This window comes from Sediminibacterium sp. KACHI17 (assembly GCF_040362915.1).
Taxonomy (GTDB): Bacteria; Bacteroidota; Bacteroidia; order Chitinophagales; family Chitinophagaceae; genus Sediminibacterium.
Genome location: NZ_AP029612.1, coordinates 824,828 through 846,919, shown reverse-complemented (window position 1 = coordinate 846,919; position 22,092 = coordinate 824,828). Strand labels below are relative to the sequence as shown.

The 22,092-nt window shown below is 40.2% G+C and carries 15 protein-coding genes; 8 read left to right on the top strand and 7 right to left on the bottom strand.

Annotation, left to right across the window (positions count from 1 at the left end; all coding sequences use genetic code 11):
* Nucleotides 1–98: 98 nt before the first annotated feature.
* The gene (locus tag ABXG83_RS03625; protein WP_353550126.1) at nucleotides 99–1,181 is read right to left on the bottom strand and encodes a tryptophan 2,3-dioxygenase family protein; all 1,083 of its coding nucleotides are present in this window, start codon (nucleotides 1,179–1,181) and stop codon (nucleotides 99–101) included.
* A 135-nt stretch (nucleotides 1,182–1,316) separates the two neighbouring features.
* Here ABXG83_RS03625 and pyrF point away from each other — a divergent pair, with 135 nt between their 5' ends.
* On the top strand, nucleotides 1,317–2,129 hold the full coding sequence (gene pyrF / locus ABXG83_RS03620) for an orotidine-5'-phosphate decarboxylase (protein WP_353550125.1): 813 nt from the start codon (nucleotides 1,317–1,319) through the stop codon (nucleotides 2,127–2,129).
* Between the two features lie 310 nt (nucleotides 2,130–2,439).
* Nucleotides 2,440–3,375 (top strand): metallophosphoesterase, encoded by a 936-nt coding sequence (locus tag ABXG83_RS03615; RefSeq protein ID WP_353550124.1) that lies wholly within the window; start codon nucleotides 2,440–2,442, stop codon nucleotides 3,373–3,375.
* A 95-nt stretch (nucleotides 3,376–3,470) separates the two neighbouring features.
* On the opposite strand, the gene ABXG83_RS03610 is transcribed toward ABXG83_RS03615, so the two are convergent.
* Nucleotides 3,471–4,079 (bottom strand): SGNH/GDSL hydrolase family protein, encoded by a 609-nt coding sequence (locus ABXG83_RS03610; protein ID WP_353550123.1) that lies wholly within the window; start codon nucleotides 4,077–4,079, stop codon nucleotides 3,471–3,473.
* Between the two features lie 76 nt (nucleotides 4,080–4,155).
* Nucleotides 4,156–5,418 carry a kynureninase gene (kynU, locus tag ABXG83_RS03605; protein WP_353550122.1) on the bottom strand — a complete coding sequence of 421 codons (1,263 nt, stop codon included), beginning with the start codon at nucleotides 5,416–5,418 and terminating at the stop codon, nucleotides 4,156–4,158.
* Nucleotides 5,419–5,703: 285 nt separating this feature from the next.
* On the opposite strand from kynU, the gene ABXG83_RS03600 reads away from it, so the two are divergent.
* Together ABXG83_RS03600 and ABXG83_RS03595 are read left to right on the top strand one after the other, a co-directional pair.
* On the top strand, nucleotides 5,704–8,229 hold the full coding sequence (locus ABXG83_RS03600) for a DPP IV N-terminal domain-containing protein (RefSeq protein ID WP_353550121.1): 2,526 nt from the start codon (nucleotides 5,704–5,706) through the stop codon (nucleotides 8,227–8,229).
* Nucleotides 8,230–8,481: 252 nt separating this feature from the next.
* The gene (locus ABXG83_RS03595) at nucleotides 8,482–9,666 is read left to right on the top strand and encodes a hypothetical protein (protein WP_353550120.1); all 1,185 of its coding nucleotides are present in this window, start codon (nucleotides 8,482–8,484) and stop codon (nucleotides 9,664–9,666) included.
* 857 nt (nucleotides 9,667–10,523) lie between these two features.
* Here the strand turns inward: ABXG83_RS03595 and ABXG83_RS03590 are convergent.
* Complete coding sequence (locus tag ABXG83_RS03590) at nucleotides 10,524–10,916, bottom strand: response regulator (RefSeq protein ID WP_353550119.1); 393 nt, start codon at nucleotides 10,914–10,916, stop codon at nucleotides 10,524–10,526.
* A 4-nt stretch (nucleotides 10,917–10,920) separates the two neighbouring features.
* Complete coding sequence (locus tag ABXG83_RS03585; RefSeq protein WP_353550118.1) at nucleotides 10,921–13,299, bottom strand: PAS domain-containing protein; 2,379 nt, start codon at nucleotides 13,297–13,299, stop codon at nucleotides 10,921–10,923.
* A gap of 1,030 nt (nucleotides 13,300–14,329) precedes the next feature.
* Between ABXG83_RS03585 and ABXG83_RS03580 the strand changes: the two genes are divergently transcribed.
* From ABXG83_RS03580 to ABXG83_RS03565, 4 genes are all read left to right on the top strand, one after another.
* Nucleotides 14,330–14,542 carry a hypothetical protein gene (locus ABXG83_RS03580; protein WP_353550117.1) on the top strand — a complete coding sequence of 71 codons (213 nt, stop codon included), beginning with the start codon at nucleotides 14,330–14,332 and terminating at the stop codon, nucleotides 14,540–14,542.
* 158 nt (nucleotides 14,543–14,700) lie between these two features.
* Nucleotides 14,701–16,401: an AAA family ATPase gene (locus tag ABXG83_RS03575; protein ID WP_353550116.1), complete on the top strand. Its 1,701-nt coding sequence runs from the start codon at nucleotides 14,701–14,703 to the stop codon at nucleotides 16,399–16,401.
* A 200-nt stretch (nucleotides 16,402–16,601) separates the two neighbouring features.
* Nucleotides 16,602–17,561 (top strand): hypothetical protein, encoded by a 960-nt coding sequence (locus tag ABXG83_RS03570; RefSeq protein WP_353550115.1) that lies wholly within the window; start codon nucleotides 16,602–16,604, stop codon nucleotides 17,559–17,561.
* Between the two features lie 263 nt (nucleotides 17,562–17,824).
* Nucleotides 17,825–18,772 carry an alpha/beta hydrolase gene (locus tag ABXG83_RS03565; RefSeq protein ID WP_353550114.1) on the top strand — a complete coding sequence of 316 codons (948 nt, stop codon included), beginning with the start codon at nucleotides 17,825–17,827 and terminating at the stop codon, nucleotides 18,770–18,772.
* Between the two features lie 285 nt (nucleotides 18,773–19,057).
* Here ABXG83_RS03565 and ABXG83_RS03560 read toward each other — a convergent pair whose 3' ends face one another.
* The gene (locus ABXG83_RS03560) at nucleotides 19,058–20,485 is read right to left on the bottom strand and encodes a M1 family aminopeptidase (protein WP_353550113.1); all 1,428 of its coding nucleotides are present in this window, start codon (nucleotides 20,483–20,485) and stop codon (nucleotides 19,058–19,060) included.
* Nucleotides 20,486–20,867: 382 nt separating this feature from the next.
* Entirely contained in the window at nucleotides 20,868–21,860 is a 993-nt protein-coding gene (locus ABXG83_RS03555; protein WP_353550112.1) for a glycoside hydrolase family 43 protein, read from the bottom strand.
* Nucleotides 21,861–22,092 lie beyond the last annotated feature (232 nt).

Below are 22,092 nucleotides of genomic sequence, written 5' to 3'. Positions count from 1 at the left end.
TTGGGAGGGATAACTAAGATAGGGATTTTATTGCCACTGAGGGCACTGAGGTCCACTGAAATTTTTCTGTGTATTTCTGTGCCTTCAGCGGCAATTCCTTACAACTGAAACCCCAGATTACGGATCAAAGCTTCCGGTAATGCAGGTAGTTTTTTTCTTTCGATCAAATAGGTGGATAAACCGGAAAGATCTCTATAAACATAATGTTTGTTCAAAGCACCTTCCAGATAACCGGCGCCGGAAGTATTGCCGGTTCCTACACGCATACCGATCATACGGCGCACCATGATGAGGTGTTTATGACGCCAGTTACTCATCAGGTGGTCGATCTCGATCAACGCATCCAATACTTGATAGGAAGTCTGGAACAGCGGAAAATCACGATACAACATAATGAACAATGCAGAACGTAAAGCGGTAGGAGAGAAACTGGTCTTCAAAGCACTGATTTGTTCTTCAGAAAAACCGGATGCATTGTCTTCAAAGAATACAAGATCAAACTCATGGATCTTATTCTTTTCTCGCTCGGTTAATCCTGCTGCGTATACTGCACGATAATCGTTCCAAAAAGGATGGTGTTTGCCATTCGAGCTTTTTGAAACATAACCTTGCCAGAAATCTTCTCTGAAAAAAGGAATACGCTCTAACCAGTTATTGACCAGTGTCAGCAAATGTGGTTTTTCTTCGGTATCAGTAATATGCTGATAATCGTTTTGCGTAAAACCACCTTCATTGGTACGTTTATAATAATCTTTATGATGACGATTGTCCAATTCCAATCCCAATCTCGCTTCGATCAATCTGAATTGTTTGCTTTGAAAGCCCGATGATGGTGTCAACAGGTTCCTGAATTCCAAGAAATCAAGTGGGGTCATGGTATCCAATACTTCAACCTGCTTATTCAATAATTGAAGAATATGAATGATACGATGCAGTCTGTGACGCACCAGATTCATATCTTCAGAATTGTCATTGATCTTCTCTTTGCTGAAAACACCGGTGATATAATCCAGTTCAAATAGTATTTGTTTGAACCACAACTCATAGGCCTGATGAATAATAATGAACAACATCTCATCATGTGCAGGTTCATTCCCGGGCTGAAAACTTACGGGATGTTGCGCATCTAATACCTTATCCAATCCCAGATAAGTGCCATAATACATCGGTTGTTTTTCCATTCTGAAGGGTTTAGGTGCAAGATATGAAACATGAAATAAGGAATGAGAAATAAGAAATAAGGGCCAAACCCTAAATGATCTTATGTCAGCCTTTCTGATTTCTTATTTCTCATTTCTTATTTCTTATTTTTGTGCATGACCCGCCAAGAACTCGTCGAACAAATACGTTCCAAGCAATCTTATCTCTGTGTTGGACTCGATACTGACCCGTTGAAAATCCCCAAACATTTGCAAGGACATCCTGATGGGGTGTTATCATTCAATAAGGCCATTATTGATGCTACGAAAGACCATTGTGTTTCTTATAAGATCAATACTGCTTTTTATGAATCGCAAGGAATCAAAGGCTGGGAGATCATGCAAGAAACATTGGCGTATATCCCATCTACACATTTCACCATCGCTGATGCTAAACGTGGAGATATCGGTAATACTTCTTCTCAATACGCAAAGACCTTCTTTGAGATATTACCTTTTGATGCGGTAACCGTTGCTCCTTATATGGGAGAAGATAGTGTTCGTCCGTTCTTAGAATACAAAGACAAATGGACGATCGTTCTTGGGCTCACTTCCAATGCCGGTAGTTTTGATTTTCAACGTTTATCATTAGCAGCACAACAAGGGAAGCAATTGTACGAGCAAGTATTGGAAACCACTTGTAAATGGGGCAGTCCGGATAATCTCATGTTTGTAGTAGGTGCTACTAGAGCCAGTGATCTGGCTGATATCCGTAAAATCATTCCTGATCATTTTTTACTGGTACCCGGTGTTGGAGCGCAAGGAGGGAGTTTGGAAGATGTATCCAAATACGGATTAAACACAGATGCAGGATTATTGGTCAATGCCAGCAGGGCCATCATTTTTGCAGATGGCGGAGAAGATTTTGCTGAAGCAGCGACCAAAGTAGCGGCTGGTTATCAGCAGGAGATGGCTAGTTATTTGCAATAATTTTTTCTATTACTACAGACTATTATAATTGCGTTAGTCTTATCGATCACTCTGATATTTTAAATGCTTTTACTCCCGGGCCGAATGGCCCCGTCCCAGTTTCCGGGCTGCATTGGCCTCTGATCAGATCTGCTGCGCTAGATCTGATCTGTCTTCGCTGCGCTTGACACCGAACCCAATGAGGCCCGTCCACCGGGACTGATGAAAAATATCTACCCTAACAGGTTCCATGTTTTGAATTTATATTTTGATAACCGATCAGTTAACAGCTCATGAATTGATTTTGTAACTTTCCAATTCAATTCTTTTCATGAATAGAAGAAGCTTTCTCCAACAATCAGCGTTATCAGCTGCAGCAGTTTCCGCTTTGCCTTTGACCGGATTGGCTTCCACCAATGCCAAACCCTCTATTCGTTTTGCTTTTATGTCGGATGTGCATATCAAAGCAGGCGCTATTCCGGAGCAGGGAATGCAGCGAGCATTTCGACACGTGAATGCATTCAAACCTAAAGTTGATTTTATTCTCAATGGTGGCGATGCCATCATGGATGCGATGAAAGCCACCAAAGCCAAAGTAGAAGAACAATGGGCTTTGTGGAATAAGATACTGGCAGAGGAAAATAAACTACCGATCTACCATTGTATCGGTAACCATGATGCATGGGGTTGGCAGATGACGGAGCCTGAGATCAAAGCAGATCCTTTATACAACAAAACATGGGCAGTACAACAACACCAAATGCCTAATCGCTATTATAGCTTCATCAAAGAAAACTGGAAATTCATCGTGCTGGATAGTGCGCATGAAAACAATGGAGGATACATTGCCAAAGTAGACCCGGAACAAATGCAATGGTTGCAAAAAGAATTGACTGCTACGGATAAGGAGATGCATATCTGTATCGCTTCGCATATTCCGATTGTTTCTTTTGTATCGGGTTTCTTTTTTGATAAGACAGAAGACAATGGGGATCGCAAAATTTCAAGAGCATTGCTGCATACCGATTCTTTCACCTTAACAGAATTATTCCGCAATCATCCAAATATTCGCTGCTGTTTAAGCGGACATATCCACTTACAAGATATCGTTGAATACCGCGGTATCCACTATTACTGCAATGGCGCTATCAGCGGTAACTGGTGGGGCGGAGCCTTCAAAGGATTCAATCCAGCCTATGCAATCTTCGAATTCTACAAAGACGGATCGGTAAAGCGAGAAATGATCGAGTATGATCTTTATCTCTGATTTTTTGATCTTTGATTTTTTGATTTCTTGATTTTTTTTGACTTTTTACTTTTGAATTTTGATTTTCTTCAATCAAGAAATCACAGATCAAAAAATCAAAGATTCCTCTCAATAGTGCTTGCTACTTTCTCTGCCCAAACTGCATGAGATTTCGCGGAGTAGTGGAGTTTGTCGGATGCCAGTAGCTGCTCATCATTCTTCGCCAATCTTGTTTGTGTAGTGATATTGATAAAGTGTCCGCCTAGTTTTTTTACTTTGTCTTCACATACTTTATTGAAGGCATCGATCTCAGAACTGATTTTATTACCATCTCTTTCAGCTGCAAAAGGAGTGACGCCCCAATCTGGAATCGATAACACGATCACTCTTTCAGGTTTATTGCCCGCGAAATAGATGGCTTTCTTCAGCAGGTATTCAAAATCATTTTCAAATTCTGTGATCGATAATCCTCTGTATTGATTATTCACTCCAATCAGCAAGCTCACGAAATCATAGTGTTCATTGAGTGAGGTATGAAGGATATGATCGGCTAATTCAAAACTGGTCCAGCCGGTCTTTGCTACTACTTCCGGCGCATGAAAATGCAATCCCTTTTTTCGCAACAGCTGTACAACTTGATAAGGGAACCCTTCATGCAATGGCACTGATTCGCCAATGGTATATGAATCGCCTAAAGCGAGATAGCTGAAATAGTGTTTTGTCATACCTGTTTTTTTTCTGTGTTCTTCAGTGCCTTCAGTGGCATTTATTTGCCACTGAAGGCACTGAGATACACTGAAGTTAGAAATTGGTCTTTAGAATTTCATAAAAACGATATACATCTTCAAAGCTGCAATACATCGGAGCGGGGGCAACGCGGATCACGCCGGGTTCACGATAGTCTACGATGATGCCACTACTGATCATCTTATCATGGATCTCTTTTCCTCTTTCTCTGAAATACAAACACAACTGTGCGCCTCTCTGTTCCGGATCGGATGGTGTAATGATCTCAAAATTCAAATGCGGTAACTGTTGTAATAAATATTCCAGGTATGCAGTTAAATGCAAACTCTTCTTTCGTAGGTTTTCTATACCCGCTTTTTCAAATAATTCCAGGGAAGCTTTCAATGCGGCTGTATTGAATACCTGTGAAGTACTGATATTCCATCCGCTGGCATCTGTTTTGGGGATGAAACCTTTTTCCATTTTAAAACGTGTCTTTTCATCATTGCCCCACCAGCCGGCAAGTCTGGGCGTGTCTGCATTACCTGCATGTTTTTCATGCACGAACACACCACCGATCGCACCCGGACCTGCATTCAAATATTTATAAGAACACCATACTGCGAAGTCTACCTTCCAGTCATGCAATTGCATCGGTACGTTACCAGCCACATGGGCCAGGTCGAAACCGGCGATGGCGCCAACAGCATGTGCCGACTTTGTGATGGCGGCGAGATCAAAAAGTTGTCCGGTATAATAATTAATACCACCAAACAATACCATGGCTAAAGAGTCGCCGGTGGAATGGATCGTCGTAAGAATATCTTCTGTGCGTACTATTTTTTCACCTGCTCTTGGTGCGATCTCAATGATCGCATCATCAGGATCAAAGCCAAAATGTTTCACCAATGTTTCTACTGCATACTGATCAGAAGGGAAAGCGCCCGCTTCCATGATCACTTTATAACGGGAGGGGGTAGGTTTATAAAAACTCAGCATTAATAAATGCAGGTTCACCGTTAATGCATTCATCACCGTGATCTCATTGTCTTTAGCACCCATCATTTTTGCAAGGGTAGGAATACAATACTGGTGATAATACAACCAAGGATTTTTACCGTTGAAATAGCCACCCACCGCCAGCTCACGCCAGGTGTTCAGTTCTGTTTCAATAGCTGCTTGTACGGAATGCGGTTGTAACCCGAGCGAGTTACCGCAGAAATAGATCACTTCACGACCATCCTTTACGGGAAAATGAAATTCTTTTTTATATCCGGCCAATCTATCTGCAGCATCAGCTTGTTGTGCATATGCGGGTTCTGTGGTAAAAGCAAACATCGTCTTGAATTTGGGCGTAAAATAGTGTTTTTGGGTGATCGGGTGATTGGGGTATCGGGTGATTGGGTGATCGGGTTATCAGGTGATCGGGGGATCGGGTGGTTTTGTATAGGATAGTACTCATACCTTTTCGCAACCACCCGATATCCCGATATCCCAATTACCCGATCACCCAATCACCCGATAACCTGATTCCCCGCCCCCTTCACCGAATTTTCATACATCTGATTGGGTTGTTTAATGGGTTTCGCCTAATTTTCAGCTCCTCAAAAACGTAATAACTGTATGAGAAAGTTCCTGCTGTTGTCAGTATGGCTGCTATTAGCTTTTGCCGTAACTGCACAACAAACCCCCGTTACCAAGGCCAATTATGCAATGGCGGCCCGTTTTTCACCAAAGAAATTGAGTAAGATGATCTTCAGTACCGCTGTTGATCCGCATTGGCTCAAGAATTCTGACAAATTCTGGTATATGTATGAGACCACTGAAGGTAAGAAGTGGTACATCGTTGATCCGGTAAAAGGTGAGAAAAAAGAGTTGTTCAACAATGCTGATCTGGCTGCTAAGATCACCCGTATCGTGAAAGATCCTTTCGATGCGCAAAACCTTGGATTAGACAGTATGCGTTTTGTGCGCGATGAAAACTGGATCCAGTTTGAAGTGAAGAGCACACAGGATGAGACAAAGAAAGATACCGCCACAACCGGTCGCCGCGGCGCTGCCGGTGCAGCTGCAACACCTGCCAAGAAAGTATTCTATTTTGAATACAACCTGCAGACAGGTGAGTTGATCGAATTGCCTGATTTCAAAAAACCAAAAAGAAAACCCAACTGGGCGAATATCTCTCCTGATGGAAACGTGATCATTTTTGGAAAGAATTATAACGTTTACTGGATGGACAAAGCCAATTATGAAAAGGCTTTGAAAAATGAAAATGATTCTACCATTGTTGAATATGCATTGACAAAAGATGGTAATGATGATTATGGTTATTACAACGACGGAAATCTTTCCGGAAGTGGTATGACCGATGATGAAAAAGAAAAAGAGTCTAAAAGAAGAAGACCCATTTTTGCACTCTGGTCGCCTGATTCAAAATATTTCACACTGCGTCGTGTAGACAACCGCAAAGTGAAAAATCTTTGGGTGATCAATAGCGTGGCGAATCCTCGTCCAACACTAGAGACCTACAAATATTGGATGCCGGGTGAAAAAGAATCACCTGTAGATCATTTATACCTCTTCGATGTTGTTAACAAAAGCAGCAAAGAACTGAATGTGTCAATGTTCAAAGACCAGGCGGTTGCGGTATGGTCTGATCCGGGAAAAGTAAATACCCGTGATGATGACTGGAGACCTTCTGTATGGTTAGGTACTAAAGATAAATTCTACTTCACACGTACCAGTCGCGATCAGAAGCGTATTGATGTATGTGTAGCTGATGTGGCTACCGGTACAGTGAAACCTGTAGTAGAAGAGCGTTTCAATACCTATATCGAGATCAACCGTATCGGATTGATCAATGGCGGTAAAGAATTCATTCACTGGAGTGAGCGTGATGGCTGGGCTCATTTTTATCTGTATGATGAAAATGGTAAGCTGAAAAATCAGATCACATCCGGTGCTTTCCATTGTGAAGACATCCTGGGTATCGATGAAACCAAGCGTGTGCTGTATTTCTCTGCGAATGGAAAAGAAGCAGGAGAAGATCCTTACTACTTACATGCATACCGTGTCAACTTTGATGGTACCGGTCTGAAACTCCTGAATGCAGGTGATTTCGATCATGCGATGCGTATGAACGATGGCAATAGTTTCTTTATCGATAACTATTCTCGCGTAAACACTGTTCCTAAATCTGTATTGTACAATGCAGAGGGTAAGAAGATCATGGATCTTGAAACGGCTGATTTCAGCTCGCTGTTTGCATCCGGATACAAATTCCCTGAGATCTTTAAAGCAAAAGCGGATGATGGTATCACTGATATTTATGGTGTGATGTACAAACCATTTGATTTCGATAGCACCAAGAAATATCCTTTGATCGAGTACGTATATCCGGGCCCTCAAACAGAAGCAGTGAATAAAGCTTTTGGTCGTGGTTTTGATAGAACAGATCGCCTCGCACAAATGGGTTTTGTGGTGATCACTTTGGGTAACCGTGGTGGACACCCTGCTCGCAGCAAATGGTACCACAACTATGGTTATGGTAACCTGCGCGATTATGGTTTAGCAGATAAAAAAGCCGTTGCAGAACAATTGGCTGATCGTTATAAGTACATTGATATCGATAGAGTAGGTATCCATGGTCACTCAGGTGGTGGCTTTATGAGTACGGCTGCGATGTTGGTATATCCTGATTTCTTTAAAGTAGCAGTATCTTCTGCAGGTAACCATGATAACTCCGTATACAACCGTTGGTGGAGTGAACAACACCATGGTGTGAAAGAAGTGATCAGCGATAAAGGCGATACTTCTTTCTTATACAGCATCGAAAAAAATCCTGATCTGGCTAAAAACCTGAAAGGTAAACTGATGTTGTCTCATGGTGATATCGATAACAACGTACACCCTGCGAATACCATTCGTATGGCCAATGCATTGATCCGTGCCAACAAACGTTTTGACCTGGTGATCTTACCCGGACAACGCCATGGTTATGGTGATATGACCGAATATTTCTTCTGGAGACAAGCAGACTATTTTGCTGAACACCTCTTAGGAGATAAAACCGGACGTTCTGAAACAGATATTGAAGAGATGAATAAAGAAGTGGAGCAGAATGGACGTAGTGGTGGTAGGAGGAATTAGGTGCTAGGTACTGGGTACTAGGTATATTTTTTTGCTGTGGCTCTCTTTGAGGGGGCCACAGTTTTTTTTGGAGGGGGTGTGGATAATTTCTGTTGATACTTGGTTTTGTGTTGTTGGGTTGATTTTTTTATTCAATTGAACAGGGTAGTTGTTGTGTAAGTTTTTGGTGGTGGATGTGAGGGATGGTTTGATTTTGTAATGCTCTATTTTAGTTGCATCGTCATCATTCTATTCATCAATCGTATACTCATCATGAGCCATTCAGTCAGGAAAAGAATCCTTGTTTATTTTATTTGTTTGCTTTTTCTTTCGTTCAGTAGTCAAGCCCAATCTCAATTATTGGATAGCCTGATCCGTGCCAACAGATCATATTTCTCTTATGATCAAACTTTTTCCGGTATGGGTTGGACGCAACTCATGGAGCGGGTGAATCAGTCGCATTATGTATTGATCGGAGAAGATCATTTTATTCGTGAAATACCCTTGTTCACCCAAGCATTGATCCGTGCATCTTCGTTTCAGAATTATGTTGCAGAACTGGATCCTTGGATGATGCAGCTCTTTCAAGACAAGATCACAAGATTAAGCAATGCTGAGTTGCAACGATGGATCGACAGCAACTACAATTGTTTTTCTTTCTTTCAAAAACAGCCCGACTTCGATCTGCTAAAGACCTTGGTTCAAAAGAAGATCCGGTTATTGGGATTGGAGCAAATTTGTTTGACCTCTACCAGTGTCATCTTTCAATATTTGTATGAAACAGGTAGTCCACAAAATCGAAAACAATACGCAGCTCTCAGAGATTCTTCTTCAGCAGTGAACGAAGTGTTTTTTAAAGATCTTGCTAAACCCTACTTTTTCAAATCGCCCTCTTTTGCCAAACAGATGGCGGGATTGGATCGCAGTAGCATGCAAAAGGATGAAAAGGAAGTGGTTGATGCATTGATGATCAGTCAAAAGATCTATCAAACAGGAAGCCATAGTCAGCGCATCAAACTGATGCAGCAAAATTTTCTGCAATACTATACGCCCTATATGAAAGGGAAAAGAAGTTTGTTCAGATTTGGTGCGAATCATGCGATGAAAGGGGAGAGCTATCTGCCGGTCTATGATATTGGAACAACGGCACATGTGCTGGCGCAAAGTGAGCAGGTAGAATCGTATCATATCCTCGTATTGCCGAAATCAGGACTCAAGGCCGGCTTTTTGAATGGAACAGAGCCGGTAGACCTGAGTGATGATCTGTTCAAATCCTTATCACCCTTTTTTACAGCGGCTTCTGATACAGCATGGACCTTCATTACATTGGATAAGATTCGAAGAGTGCTAAATAACAAAAGCTATCATATACCTGATGCCAACTTGGAGAAAACCATCAAAGGATATGATGCCATCATCATTATTCCGGTAGCAACACCTGCGCCCGCATTGAGGTGACGTGCGTGTCATGCCGACGAAGGAGGCATCTCCCACCGCTAGGATATACGCTAATCGTTTTGTTTTGTTCATAACTGCTAGAGGTGGGAGACCCCTCCTGACGTCGGGGTGACGAACGCGTCATGCCGACGAAGGAGGCATCTCCCACCGCTAGGGTGTATGTTCATCGTTTTGTTTTTTGCTTACCTGTTGGAGGTGGGAGACCCCTCCTGACGTCGGGGTGACGAACGCGTCATGCCGACGAAGGAGGCATCTCCCACCGCTAGGATATACGCTAATCGTTTTGTTTTGTTCATAACTGCTAGAGGTGGGAGACCCCTCCTGACGTCGGGGTGACGAACGCGTCATGCCGACGAAGGAGGCATCTCCCACCGCTCGGATGTACGTTAATCGTTTTGTTTTTTGCTTACCTGTTGGAGGTGGGAGACCCCTCCTGACGTCGAGGTGACGAACGCGTCATGCCGACGAAGGAGGCATCTCCCACCGCTAGGGTGTATGTTCATCGTTTTGTTTTTTGCTTACCTGTTGGAGGTGGGAGACCCCTCCTGACGTCGAGGTGACGAACGCGTCATGCCGACGAAGGAGGCATCTCCCACCGCTAGGGTGTATGTTCATTGTTTTGTTTTACGCATAATTGTTGCAGGTGTGAGACCTCTCCTTCGTCGAGGTGCCCTTCGCTGCGCTCAGGGTGACAAGGGTCATGCCGACGTCAGGAGGCATCTCTCACCGCTGGGGTGTATGTTCATTGTTTTGTTTTACGCATAATTGTTGCATGTGTGAGACCTTACCGATGCTTCGATCGGCATCCTGCGGACTCCTTACGTCGAGGTGACGGGGGGGGGCTATTCTTAGGATCCCTAGCTATTAAAAATGACCTGCAACAATTCCTCATCCAAAGGTTTGTGCAGTATTGATATAATATGTGGATTTTCTTCTGCTCTTTTCTTATCATTCTCATCAATACTCGAAGTGAGTAAATGAATATGAACATGCGAGAAGACTTCGGGTTTTGTGTTTTCTATTTTCTGTATGAGATCCCATCCTGAGATCAAAGGCATATTGATATCCAGTAAGATCAATGTTTTGTCATCAGCGTTATCGATGTGATCTGAGAGCAAATATCCGATTGCCTTTTCAGGATCCGAAAAAGGTACGATCGTTAAACTGGCATCAAAAAATGATAATATCTCACTATTCAGAAAATTGGTGATATTATCATCATCAATTAAAATGACTTTAGAACATTTCATTTGATTAGGGTTGTATGATGGGGAAACAAATGATAATGTGCGTGCCTTCGCCTACACGGCTTTTTAATTCGATCGTTCCATTCAAAGTCTCTACCTGGTTCTTCACCATAAATAATCCAACACCTCTTCCTTCGGATTGCAGATTGAATCTTTTATACAAACCAAAAAGCTGATCCTGATAACGATCGGTATCAATGCCTTCTCCGTTATCGATACAGTGGATCACGATCGTCTGATCTCTTTTTTCTGTCCATATGCGAATTTCAGGTTGAACATTGGGTCTGCTGAATTTGATACTGTTTCGAATGATTTGTGTAAAGATGTTCAGCAAATAAGGTCGTACACTATAGATTCTGTCTACCTGACTGAAGTCTGCTGAGAACATGACTTTTTTCTCTTGTATGATCGCTTCTTTTACTTTCAGGATATCTCTGATGATGTCTTCAAATAAGATCCACTCAAATTTATCTGTGATCTGTCTTCTGATCCTAAGGGTTTCATCCAGGTCAATGATCACATCATCGAGTTTTTTTGCGGAATCGATCAACCCGTCTATTACCCTTGGTAAAGAAGAAGCATTGAACCGGTCAGATTTGAATAAATAGGTCAACCCCAAAATATTTGTAACAGGCGCTCGTAAATTATGTGATACGATATAAGCGAACTGTTCCAGATCACGGTTGCGCTGCATGAGATCCGTGATCAATTTATGACGCTCTAATTCATTCAATTTTTTATCTGTGATATCAATGGCTGCTATGATAAAACCGATGATGGTATTTTCTTCAAGAACAGGGGAGATGTTGACAGTGAAATACTCTTTGCTTCCTTGATGCTCATATTCCGATTCATAGATCACAGATCTTTTTTCTGCTCTGACACGATTGATCACATCTTCCAGTCTGAGTTTTTTATTGTAGATCAGCAACTCATTCCAGTTAAGTCCTTTCTTCAGATCAAAACCCGTAAGTCTTTTATATCCATTGGCAATGGCTTTGTTGAATTCAAGGATGGAAAGATCGTTGTCTACCAATGAGTATCCGATATCTGTATTGTTGAACACCGTTAACAAGTTGGCTTGTGTCTTCTTAAGGGTATTAAAAATGTAGTTTTTATTGTAATGCACCGTTAAGAGATCGGCGATCGTACGAAGCAGCTGAATTTCCTCTGCCAAAAAGGGAATGCTTTGGGTACTGTCGTAACAGATCTCAATACTTCCTTTTTTTTGATTGAGGGTTGTAAAAGTTTCTTCTATTCTATTCTGAGAATGGCGATAATTTGGAGACTTGTATTCTGCTCCATCAAAACGAACGCAAGCATGACAGATCGTATCATATTGCCAGCCTTTCGGCAATAGGGCCGCCAGCTTTTCCAGTACTTCATCGATCGTCAGGGAATCATTTTTCAGAACCAATTCAAAATCATGTAAAGTGCGCATTTCTTTCACTCGCTCATTCAAATCATAGAGTGCTTTGTCTTTTTCCAATCGATGATTGATACTGATGATCGATTTGGTAATGGTTTTTACGATCTGTTCCAGGATCTCTACTTCTGCTTCATCAAAAGCATTGATATCATGCGAATAAATATTCAGACACGCTCTTTTATCATTGATGAGCAATGGCAATACCAATGATGAACAGATACCATGTTTGGATGCAATGGCAAGCCAGGGTTGAAAGTAATCGGATATGGTAACATTATTGGTCACCACTGTTTTGCCTGTTCTCAAACAGGTAATGGTAGGGCCACGCTGTTGTTGTTCATTTGCCATGGAGATACTGATCTCTTGTAAGTATCGTAATTCTCCAAAAGCATATTGGGGATGAATTGTTTGATCGGGATGATGACTGTCCGGTTCTTGACCGATCCATGCCAGTTTATATTCTCCATCTTCAACGATGGAGGTACAAACTTTTCTCAGCATGCTACCTATCGTATTCTCTTCATTGACGATGGTGTTGATCTTATGGAGCAGTAATAATTTATGGTTCGCCTTTTTAAGCTTGATCTCCGTTTTCTTTTGGGTATTGATATCTCTTGCTGCTAACAGCACTCCGATACAAGACTGCTGTGTATCATATACGGGATTCACTTTGTAGCGGTACCAATTCGAGAAGGTTTCATTGGTGGTCTCATGTTCTACTTCAATGGTTTCTCCATTCAATGCCCTGGTATAGGATGCGGTGAAGAGTTCCATACTTTGAGGAACCACAAAAGCCCTGTAATCATCACCCGGTTGAATGGTTCTGCCAAAAAAAGAAAATAGAGATCGGGTCATTTCGTTATTGCAATACAGCACACGAAAATCCTTATCCAGCAGTACCATGTTCTCTTGGATGCTGTCAAGAATAGCAGGAAATATCTCAGGGTTGATGGTCATGGGGTTATTTCAATAGGAAATTAAGGAATAAAAGGATATGGTGGTAGTGGGTGCTGGGTGCTAGGTACTAGGTATTAGGTATTAGGTGTGTCATGCCGACGTAAGGAGGCATCTCCCACCGCTGGGGTGTATGTTCATCGTTTTGTTTTTGGCAAACCTGTTGTAGGTGAGAGCCCTACCGATGCTTTGATCGGCATCCTGCGGACACCTTACGTCGAGGTGATGCTAAGACAGGTGCCTGACAAGGTACTGACTACTCCCTGACACTACTACGAGCATCCTAAGGAAAAGATACGAGGGGGTTACGAGCGTCATAAGAGAACCATAAGAGAATGATAGTGATTTCATAGGGAAACCATAGTGAAAGCATAGTGAAATGATAAGGTGTTAGGTGCTGGGTACTAGGTACTAGGTACTAGGTTATGGGTAATTGGGGGGAATGGGGCTTTAAATGCGTTTTGATTTTTTAGTCATAGGAAGGATGAAACCCAGATTTTTGATGATGATGATGTTGATCTGCGAGCAAAGGCTAAGAATATTCGTTGATTTTGCATTTTGCTAAAATTGCTAAAAGAGATAAGGACTACAATACCGTATGTATACGGTATCCCCTCCGTATCCCCTGGGTATCCCCTTTGTATGGGTTGGGTATCATTGGGTGAAGTGTACTATATCGCTAAGAAAAGATGCCTGCATGTATAAAGCCAAGGGTAGTTTTATCGAATAAAAATCGAGGATCTTTTCGTTTTTGAGGGTTGCTGTGTTTTTGAAAATACAGCGGCTCTATGGGTTTTAAATGCGTTTTGATTTTTTTTAAGTGCCAGTAATTGTTGGATGGCAGCTATCGGATCTCTAATTGAGTCCCCTTCATCCTGAGCGTAGCGAAGGATGGTACACTGATATTCTTAGCAGTTTCGAAATTTTTTCGAAGAAAGTAGACCAACATATCAAAAAAGAACTATATTAGTATTCCCCATCTTTTTTTCCCTCCCCATAGAGAAAATTGCATTGTTGATTTCAATACTTGTGTATGAAACTATTCAAACAACAGGAAGCGCAATCTATTGTAGTGCATGGCAAAAACCTGGTATGTCCGCATTGCAATCATGACCGTTTTTGGACCAAAAAAGTGTTACTCAACAGCTCTATCAGTACCTTTTTTGGTTTTGATTGGGCAGACCGTGCTGCAAACTGCTTCGCTTGTGAAGAGTGTGGGAGATTGGAGTGGTTTGTGAGGCAGTGAGGTTGTATTTACGAAGCAGGGTAGTAGGGTTGTATATTTTATAACATACTGATTCATTAAACTTTAATTCAGATTGTGAAATTGGTCAAGAGTTTTAGAGGTGCGTATATTAATTAGTTAGCTGCGATTTTAACAACAATAACAACACACATAATATTATGAAGATTGACAGAATTTGTATTTTGAACTATAAAACGCTTGAGAATATTGATATTCCTATCAACACCTATTACACAGCTATTTGTGGAAAAAATAACGCAGGGAAGTCTAGTCTAATCCAAGCAATACGGACAATTTTAGGTTCAGAAAGTTCTGACCCATTTGACTATAGCTCTGACTTTGAAGTAACTCATAAGACTGATTTTACTAAATGGAAGGCTGAGAAAATTGACCCTATTTCATTTTGTTTATACTTAAGTTTAGACAAGAGTTTAGATACTGGTCTTATAAAATTCATTGAAAAGTTCTTGAAGAAGAACGAGGGTGAAATTGTCGAAGAAAAAGATCATTACATACTTCAAATTTCTATCAAGTTTCACCAAGATAAAAGCAATCCAGAAATTGGCGTCCAGTTCGATGAAGATATCTTGGATGATTTTGGTTCTCGAGAAGTACTTTCAAAAATCAGAACATCAAAAGCCTTAATATTTCATAACTCAACCGAAGTCGCAAGAAGATACAGTCCCTATCATGGATGGTTTGACGATTTCACAGAAAACGAAAGAATTTCAGTAAAAAGTAAAAGAGAAATTCTGCAAAAAGAATTCAAGAAAATCTCTGACCGTCATAAGAAAGACTTGACAGATCTTTTAGGAAGACTTAGTGAAAAATATGATATAAATCTTACTGTTCCTGGTTTTAGTTTTGAGAAGGTTCCTTACGAAATCTCCTTGGGCGAAAAAGACTTTGATATACCCCTAGATAATTGGGGTAGCGGTACAAAAAATAGAACACTCATCTTAAAAAGCCTGTTTAATGCAAAAAAGTTTCTTGAGACTTCTGAAAGCTCAAGAAAAATAGCTCCAATTGTTTTAATTGAAGAGCCAGAAAGCTTCCTTCATCCATCAGCGCAAGCAGAATTTGGCAAACTTCTTCAAGACTTGGCTACTGAATTTAAAATTCAAATAATCACTACAACACACAGCCCATTTATTCTTTCAAATTTAGATGACCCGACTGCAAATATTTTATTAGATCGTCAATTTGATAAAAAGAAACCAAGAGCTACAATTAAAGTTGAAACTACTGGTAAGGACTGGAAAAAACCATTTGCATTAGCTTTAGGAATTGACAGTCCTGAGTTTGACAATATCAGAAGTGTTTTCTTTAGTACATCTAACTCTATTCTTTTGGTTGAAGGTGAAACAGACAAAGAATATCTTGAGTTACTTAAAGATGAACGTCATGGAAAACATAAGTTGGATTTTGATGGAGAGATTTATTCTTACGGAGGATTTGGCACTTTGAATAGTACAGTAATGCTAAAGTTTTTAATAGAAAAGTATAATAAACTTGTAATAACATTTGACTTGGACGCTTTCAGGCATGTTAGGAAAAGTTTGGAGTCTCTAAGATTACAAGACGAAAAAGATTTCTTTAAGGTGGGAATTGATAGTGGTGGAAAAAGAGCAATTGAAGGGCTGTTACCAGGCAATATTTTTAACAAAGTTTGGTCAGCAAATACTGAATTAGTTCAACAATCTCAATCTGATAATAAAGAAGAAGCTGAGAGTGCAAAAGATAGACTTAAAAAGCTTTATCTAGATGAGTTTAAACAAAATGCACAGCCGGGTGAGGAATATTACGGTCAATTCTACAAGTTAACAGCTAAACTTAATAAAGCATTTAAAAACAAATAAAACCGTAGCTAACAAAAGGTTTGGCAATATTGGGGGGACGGAATAAACTTAAACTTTTGTAATATTATTTTCCTGTCGTCACCAACTCGACAGAACGCTTTTCAGCTTTTGTAATCACAATCAACATTAGTAAGTATATTTAATTTTAGTTCAAGCGTTACGAAACGCTGTTGCCTCAACATCGCCAAGCCCAGAACGTTATGCAAAATGCTAAAGAGTTCACCAAACTAACTATAGACAACTTGACAAAAAAAGGTTTAAAATACGAACGAAGACTAATTGCTTTTATTGACATTCTTGGTTTCAAAGATATTGTCAAGCAATCCGAGACAGACTCTTCCAAAATTGAGTTAATCTATTTGGTACTTGAATATTTGAAGGACTGGGAAAAGACAGAAAAGTGGGATTTAAAGTTTTTGGAAATTGAAGAAGATGCTCAAAAGAAAGGTGTAAGCAATTTTGACCTTCGTGGAAAGACAAATATAACTTCCTTTTCGGACAGTATCGTTGTTTCTGTTAGTGTTGACTCGAACATTAATGAAATGGCTTCAACGTTAATTGTAAATCTGGCATACATTGGGACAGTGTTATTGGAAAAAGGCATTCTTTTTCGTGGAGGACTAACAATTGGAAATATCATTCATATTGACAACGGGACTGTATTCGGACAAGGATTAATAGACGCTTTCATGCTAGAAACAAGAAGTGCAAAATATCCAAGAATTATACTTTCTGACAAATTATTGAAGGAATTAAACTATCCATTAGAAACAAAGAGAAGTCGGTATCCATACCACCAGTACTTAGATAGATTTGAGGACGGTTGTGTTGGCTTTCACCAATTAATATATTATCAGGTGATTGAAAGTTGGACTGAAATCACTCCTGAATTACTAGCTGAATCGTTAAGGAAAGTTCGTAAGGTTATAATTAATGGACTTGATGTAAGTTTTGAAAATGTAGAAGTGTTCGAAAAATACAAGTGGCTTAAAGACCAATATAATAAATTGATAATTCTGAGCGACTATGATTTCGAAACAAAAACAGAAGAACACATAAAGCAAAAAATAAGGGACCTGAATGATGGAATTTCTGAACACAATATTCACTTCTCTTATACAGATAATTTTTATGAAAGTCGACGACTGAAAAATGACTGATTCTTTCTTCGCAATGTCTCCGAGGTACGAGGGGACGTTGCGTGTTACACACCCAGAGTGATTGTGTTTAGTAGTACGTTTAGAAATGCTACATCAAAGTGCGAATGAACTTTTGGAAAGTTTCGAAACTTTCCAAAAGTTTTTTATGATCGTCGGAATAGATCATGAACAATCATGAGAATCATCAAAATCTGTGTTCCATCCTTCTTTCATGAAGCCGATGCTGGGAAAATACCGATCTTTATTCATCTTAAATGAACCTTATGAAAAAGGCATACTTGTTTTTACTGTCGCTAATTGTCTTTACGTCTATTAAAGCAACTCCGAACACCGATACAACATCCACTCCTTTCAACCTCACCACACCAACAGGCAACATCATGGGTACCTTACTCATGCCCGGTGCTTCCTCAAAAGTACCTGTGGTGCTCATCATTGCCGGCTCCGGGCCAACAGACCGCAATGGCAATAACCCGATGATGAAGAATGAAAGTCTGCACATGTTGGCGCAGGGATTGGCTGCAAAAGGAATTGCCAGTGTTCGTTTTGATAAAAGAGGGATTGCTGCCAGTGCATCAGCCGGAAAAAAAGAAGCTGATCTTCGCTTTGATGATTATATACAAGATGCCATTGCATGGATCGAGCTGCTGAAAAAAGATTCCCGTTTTTCAAAAGTGATTGTTGCCGGTCATAGTGAAGGTTCATTGATCGGTATGGTTGCAGCCAATGGGAGAGCGGATGGATTTGTTTCGATCGCCGGTGCGGGTAAAGCTGCAGATCGTATTCTTAAAGACCAATTGGCTACACAGCCTGCAATGGTGAAAGATCCTTCTTATCGTATCATCGATAGTCTGGTGCAGGGGAAAACAGTGACTGATGTATCGCCTATGTTGTTCTCTTTGTTTCGTCCCAGTGTACAGCCTTATATGATCTCCTGGTTTCAATATGATCCTATCAAAGAAATTACAAAACTGAATATCCCGGTATTGATCGTGCAAGGCACCCATGATCTGCAGATCACCACTGCAGATGCGGATGCATTGGCAGTGGCAAAACCCAACGCTAAGAAAGTAGTGATTCAAAAAATGAATCACGTATTGAAGATCGTAGAAGGAGGACAAGCAGAGAATATCGCCTCGTATAGTAATCCTTCTTTACCGGTGAGTGAAGCGTTGGTGGCGGAGGTGGTGAGTTTTGTGTTAGGTATCTAGTAGGATAGTACGCAGATTTTTATGATTGATTATGATCGATAATAAAAATCATAACCCATCATAAAAATCTGCGTTCTATCCTTCGCTTTGCTCATCCTTCGCTGCGCTCAGGATGACGGGGTTGGTCCAATCATCAGACATCCGACAATTGTCATCTGCGATCTGTCATTTATTTATCTCTTAAAAGATGCGCTAAGAATTTCAATAAGTTATCTTGGTGGTTCTTTATAGCAGCACCTATATATTATACGCTTATATCCTTTTGAAGTTAAAGTGATGATTATTTCATTTATCATAACGTAATTTCATTACAATATCTTTACAGTTGGTTACATTGATAAACTCTTCTTCGAATTGAGTCCACTCTGCATTGCTGATGCCTGATTTTAATGCGCATTGTTTGAAATATTCGTAATCTGTCTTTGTATTTCTTTCATTGAGTATTACTTGTAAGAACGAATATATTTTATTAATACCAACGATCTTTTCAAGACCAACAATCAAAAATGGGGCATATGTATATCTATAGAATGCTGATATTTGTTCAGGATGAGTGATCTTATTTAGTGGGATCACTCTCGAATTTGCAAAAGTTTCTTCTGGTATTTTCATATATGCTCTTCGATAGGAGTTTCCATAAAAATGTTCTGTTGCTTTAAATGACATATATTCTGCTAGTGATTCGGAGAAAAACCAAAATAAATTATCATTAGGCATTAGAACAGTTCCGAAATAATAGTGAGCTAGTTCATGCGCATATAACTTGTGCGTTGCTGTGTCATTAAATCTGTTTGTTTTAGTATCAATTTGACTATTGAAACCTTTGCCTGCAATTGCAAAAGTTGGGTATGTTACAAAACCCCATGTTGCCTTCGGATGCATGGGTTTAATAGGTTGGTGTTCTAGGAAAACAAGATTTTGCGTATATGGTAAGTTTAGTTTCTTAACATAAAATTCCTGTATTGATTTTATAATACTTGTAAAAACTTTTTGTTCGGCACTTGAAATGTTGGTATTGAGAAGTGTTAATCCACTCTCTTTTTTTACTGAATAATCACCAATAAATAATAAAAGAGGTGTTGGGATAGATGAACTAACCTGTGCGGTATTCGAAGTGACCGGGTCTGATCCATTCATAAAAATATTTGAACAATCTGTACATTTAACATGTAAATCATAGGTTACATTAGCAAGCATTCTATCATTGATTTTGTCATAGATTACAGGATACCAAAGTGATTGTTCTGCTGCTCTTAAAGTTTTTCCATTAAAGGCAATTAACCCTTTGAAATCAAATGAATGCAATGTGTCTGTGTATACTGGAAACCCTCCTGTGTAGGAGACATAAAATTTTGATGGTAACGGTAAGGTGTCTGCATACATTCCCAGTTTGTAGATTTGACCATCACGTCTCATTTTGCCATCGTACCAACCGGAGTAAGTTAATACTTTGCCTGTGCTGTCTTTGAAGAATTTAATATTCATGCCTTTGTTGAGCAGAATTTCATATTGATGTTTAATATCTGGTAATTGGGATATAGTGAGGTTACATGTTAGTTGTCCTGTTTTAGTTGAGATGAGCACATCGCCAGTTATATGAGGTGATTGTTGCGCAATTGAAGAAATATTTGAACAGAAGAAGGACACAAAAAGGGCAAATAATAAAACACGGTTTTTATTTCTCTTTCGTTGCTTTTTAAGTTGAATAGGCATCATTAAAATTTTGATTAGACATTATTATCTAATCGACTTCTCTTGATAATTGTTACACTGTAATGAATTGTTTTTATGAAATTTAAGTGATTGTATAAGACCGTGTTGAATTGTAAAGTCTACTAATGACGTGTTTGGTGTGTTGAATGTATGCTTTTGATGTTTAGATGCTTAATTGTATTTTTTTTCCGCAGAGTCCTCTCTCACCTCTGGCGTGTTTGCGAATTGTTTTGATTTAAACATGCCTGTTAGCGGTGTGAGACCCCTCCTTCGTCGGGGTGACTTTTCGAGACACTTTTATATTAGAGATCCTTGCTTCGTTCATCCTTCGCTGCGCCCATCCTTTGCTGCGCTCAGGATGACAGGGTAGTTGAATGTGCTATTAATCTATCCGCCTTCTGACTCCTTCAAACGTCATCTTCACACGGCGAATACTTCCATCTTCATTGAAGTACAATCGATCGATACAAGTTACCCGATGATCTCTATCCAAATTGGGAATGGGTCTGCGATGATATACGATGTACCATTCATCGGTTCCGGGAATATTGAGTACAGAATGATGTCCGGCGCCGGTGGCAATGCTGCTATCGGCTTCTAGTATCGTAGCTTCTCTTTCAAAGGGACCAAAGATGGAATTAGATTTGGCATAGGCTACTTTGTAGGTGCCATTTGTCCATCCACCTTCAGACCACATGAGATAGTATGTTCCTTTTCGAATAAAAGCGGTAGGACCTTCTACATATCCTTTGGGTGTGATCTCCTGCACCAATGATCCATTGGGGAAGGGCACTAGTGCGGTAAAGTCTGCATTGAGTTTACCGATATTACAACGTCCCCATCCACCGTAGATAATGTAGTATTGTCCGTCAGTGTCTTTAAAAACATATTGATCGATCGGCTGTGCATCATTGTAAAATTGATTGATCAATGGTTTGCCTAAATGATCTTTATAAGGGCCTTCGGGTTTGTCAGCAACAGCAATACCAATTCCGCCATTGTGATCATCATTCTTGCCGTTTCTTTTTTTGCTTTGGATATCATTCGCAGAGAAGAATACATAATAGCGATGGTCTTTCTCAACAATTGACGGCGCCCACATGGCCATATACGCCCATTTGATGATAGACGTATCCAGTACGCGGGGATGTTTTGTCCAGTTCACAAGATCTTTGGAGGAGAAGGCATCGAGGAAAACCTGGTCTTTGTATTTGGCAGAGAAAGTAGGGAAGATCCAATATTGTTTATTGAGGATCACTCCTTCAGGATCAGCGTACCAACCTTCGATGACAGGATTGCCGGGGGCTTTCTGTTGAGCATTGAGTGTGGTGGCTAAGAATAGACAGAGTAGGGAGTAGCAGATGAGTTGTTTCATGGGTGTGTTGATGGTTAACAAATATAAGGATGTAGGATGGCAGATGGCAGATGTGGGATAGCCTTCGTCGCTTTGATCAAATATTTCTCTCATCCTCTGTTGTGATTTTGTGCTGATATTAACCGCTGAGAATAAGCGAGTAGGATGGAACGCAGATTTTTATGATGTGTTATGATCATAACCTATCATGAAAATCTGCGTTCCATCCTTCGTTTGGTCAACAATAATTTTA

What these genes read in the sequence shown, in the direction of transcription:
- ABXG83_RS03580 (WP_353550117.1), top strand. Translation starts at nt 14,330, where the DNA reads ATGAAACTATTCAAACAACAGGAAGCGCAATCTATTGTAGTGCATGGC.
- pyrF (WP_353550125.1), top strand. Translation starts at nt 1,317, where the DNA reads ATGACCCGCCAAGAACTCGTCGAACAAATACGTTCCAAGCAATCTTAT.
- ABXG83_RS03575 (WP_353550116.1), top strand. Translation starts at nt 14,701, where the DNA reads ATGAAGATTGACAGAATTTGTATTTTGAACTATAAAACGCTTGAGAAT.
- ABXG83_RS03585 (WP_353550118.1), bottom strand. Translation starts at nt 13,299, where the DNA reads ATGACCATCAACCCTGAGATATTTCCTGCTATTCTTGACAGCATCCAA.
- ABXG83_RS03615 (WP_353550124.1), top strand. Translation starts at nt 2,440, where the DNA reads ATGAATAGAAGAAGCTTTCTCCAACAATCAGCGTTATCAGCTGCAGCA.
- ABXG83_RS03555 (WP_353550112.1), bottom strand. Translation starts at nt 21,860, where the DNA reads ATGAAACAACTCATCTGCTACTCCCTACTCTGTCTATTCTTAGCCACC.
- kynU (WP_353550122.1), bottom strand. Translation starts at nt 5,418, where the DNA reads ATGTTTGCTTTTACCACAGAACCCGCATATGCACAACAAGCTGATGCT.
- ABXG83_RS03590 (WP_353550119.1), bottom strand. Translation starts at nt 10,916, where the DNA reads ATGAAATGTTCTAAAGTCATTTTAATTGATGATGATAATATCACCAAT.
- ABXG83_RS03565 (WP_353550114.1), top strand. Translation starts at nt 17,825, where the DNA reads ATGAAAAAGGCATACTTGTTTTTACTGTCGCTAATTGTCTTTACGTCT.
- ABXG83_RS03595 (WP_353550120.1), top strand. Translation starts at nt 8,482, where the DNA reads ATGAGCCATTCAGTCAGGAAAAGAATCCTTGTTTATTTTATTTGTTTG.
- ABXG83_RS03625 (WP_353550126.1), bottom strand. Translation starts at nt 1,181, where the DNA reads ATGGAAAAACAACCGATGTATTATGGCACTTATCTGGGATTGGATAAG.
- ABXG83_RS03560 (WP_353550113.1), bottom strand. Translation starts at nt 20,485, where the DNA reads ATGCCTATTCAACTTAAAAAGCAACGAAAGAGAAATAAAAACCGTGTT.
- ABXG83_RS03570 (WP_353550115.1), top strand. Translation starts at nt 16,602, where the DNA reads ATGCAAAATGCTAAAGAGTTCACCAAACTAACTATAGACAACTTGACA.
- ABXG83_RS03610 (WP_353550123.1), bottom strand. Translation starts at nt 4,079, where the DNA reads ATGACAAAACACTATTTCAGCTATCTCGCTTTAGGCGATTCATATACC.
- ABXG83_RS03600 (WP_353550121.1), top strand. Translation starts at nt 5,704, where the DNA reads ATGAGAAAGTTCCTGCTGTTGTCAGTATGGCTGCTATTAGCTTTTGCC.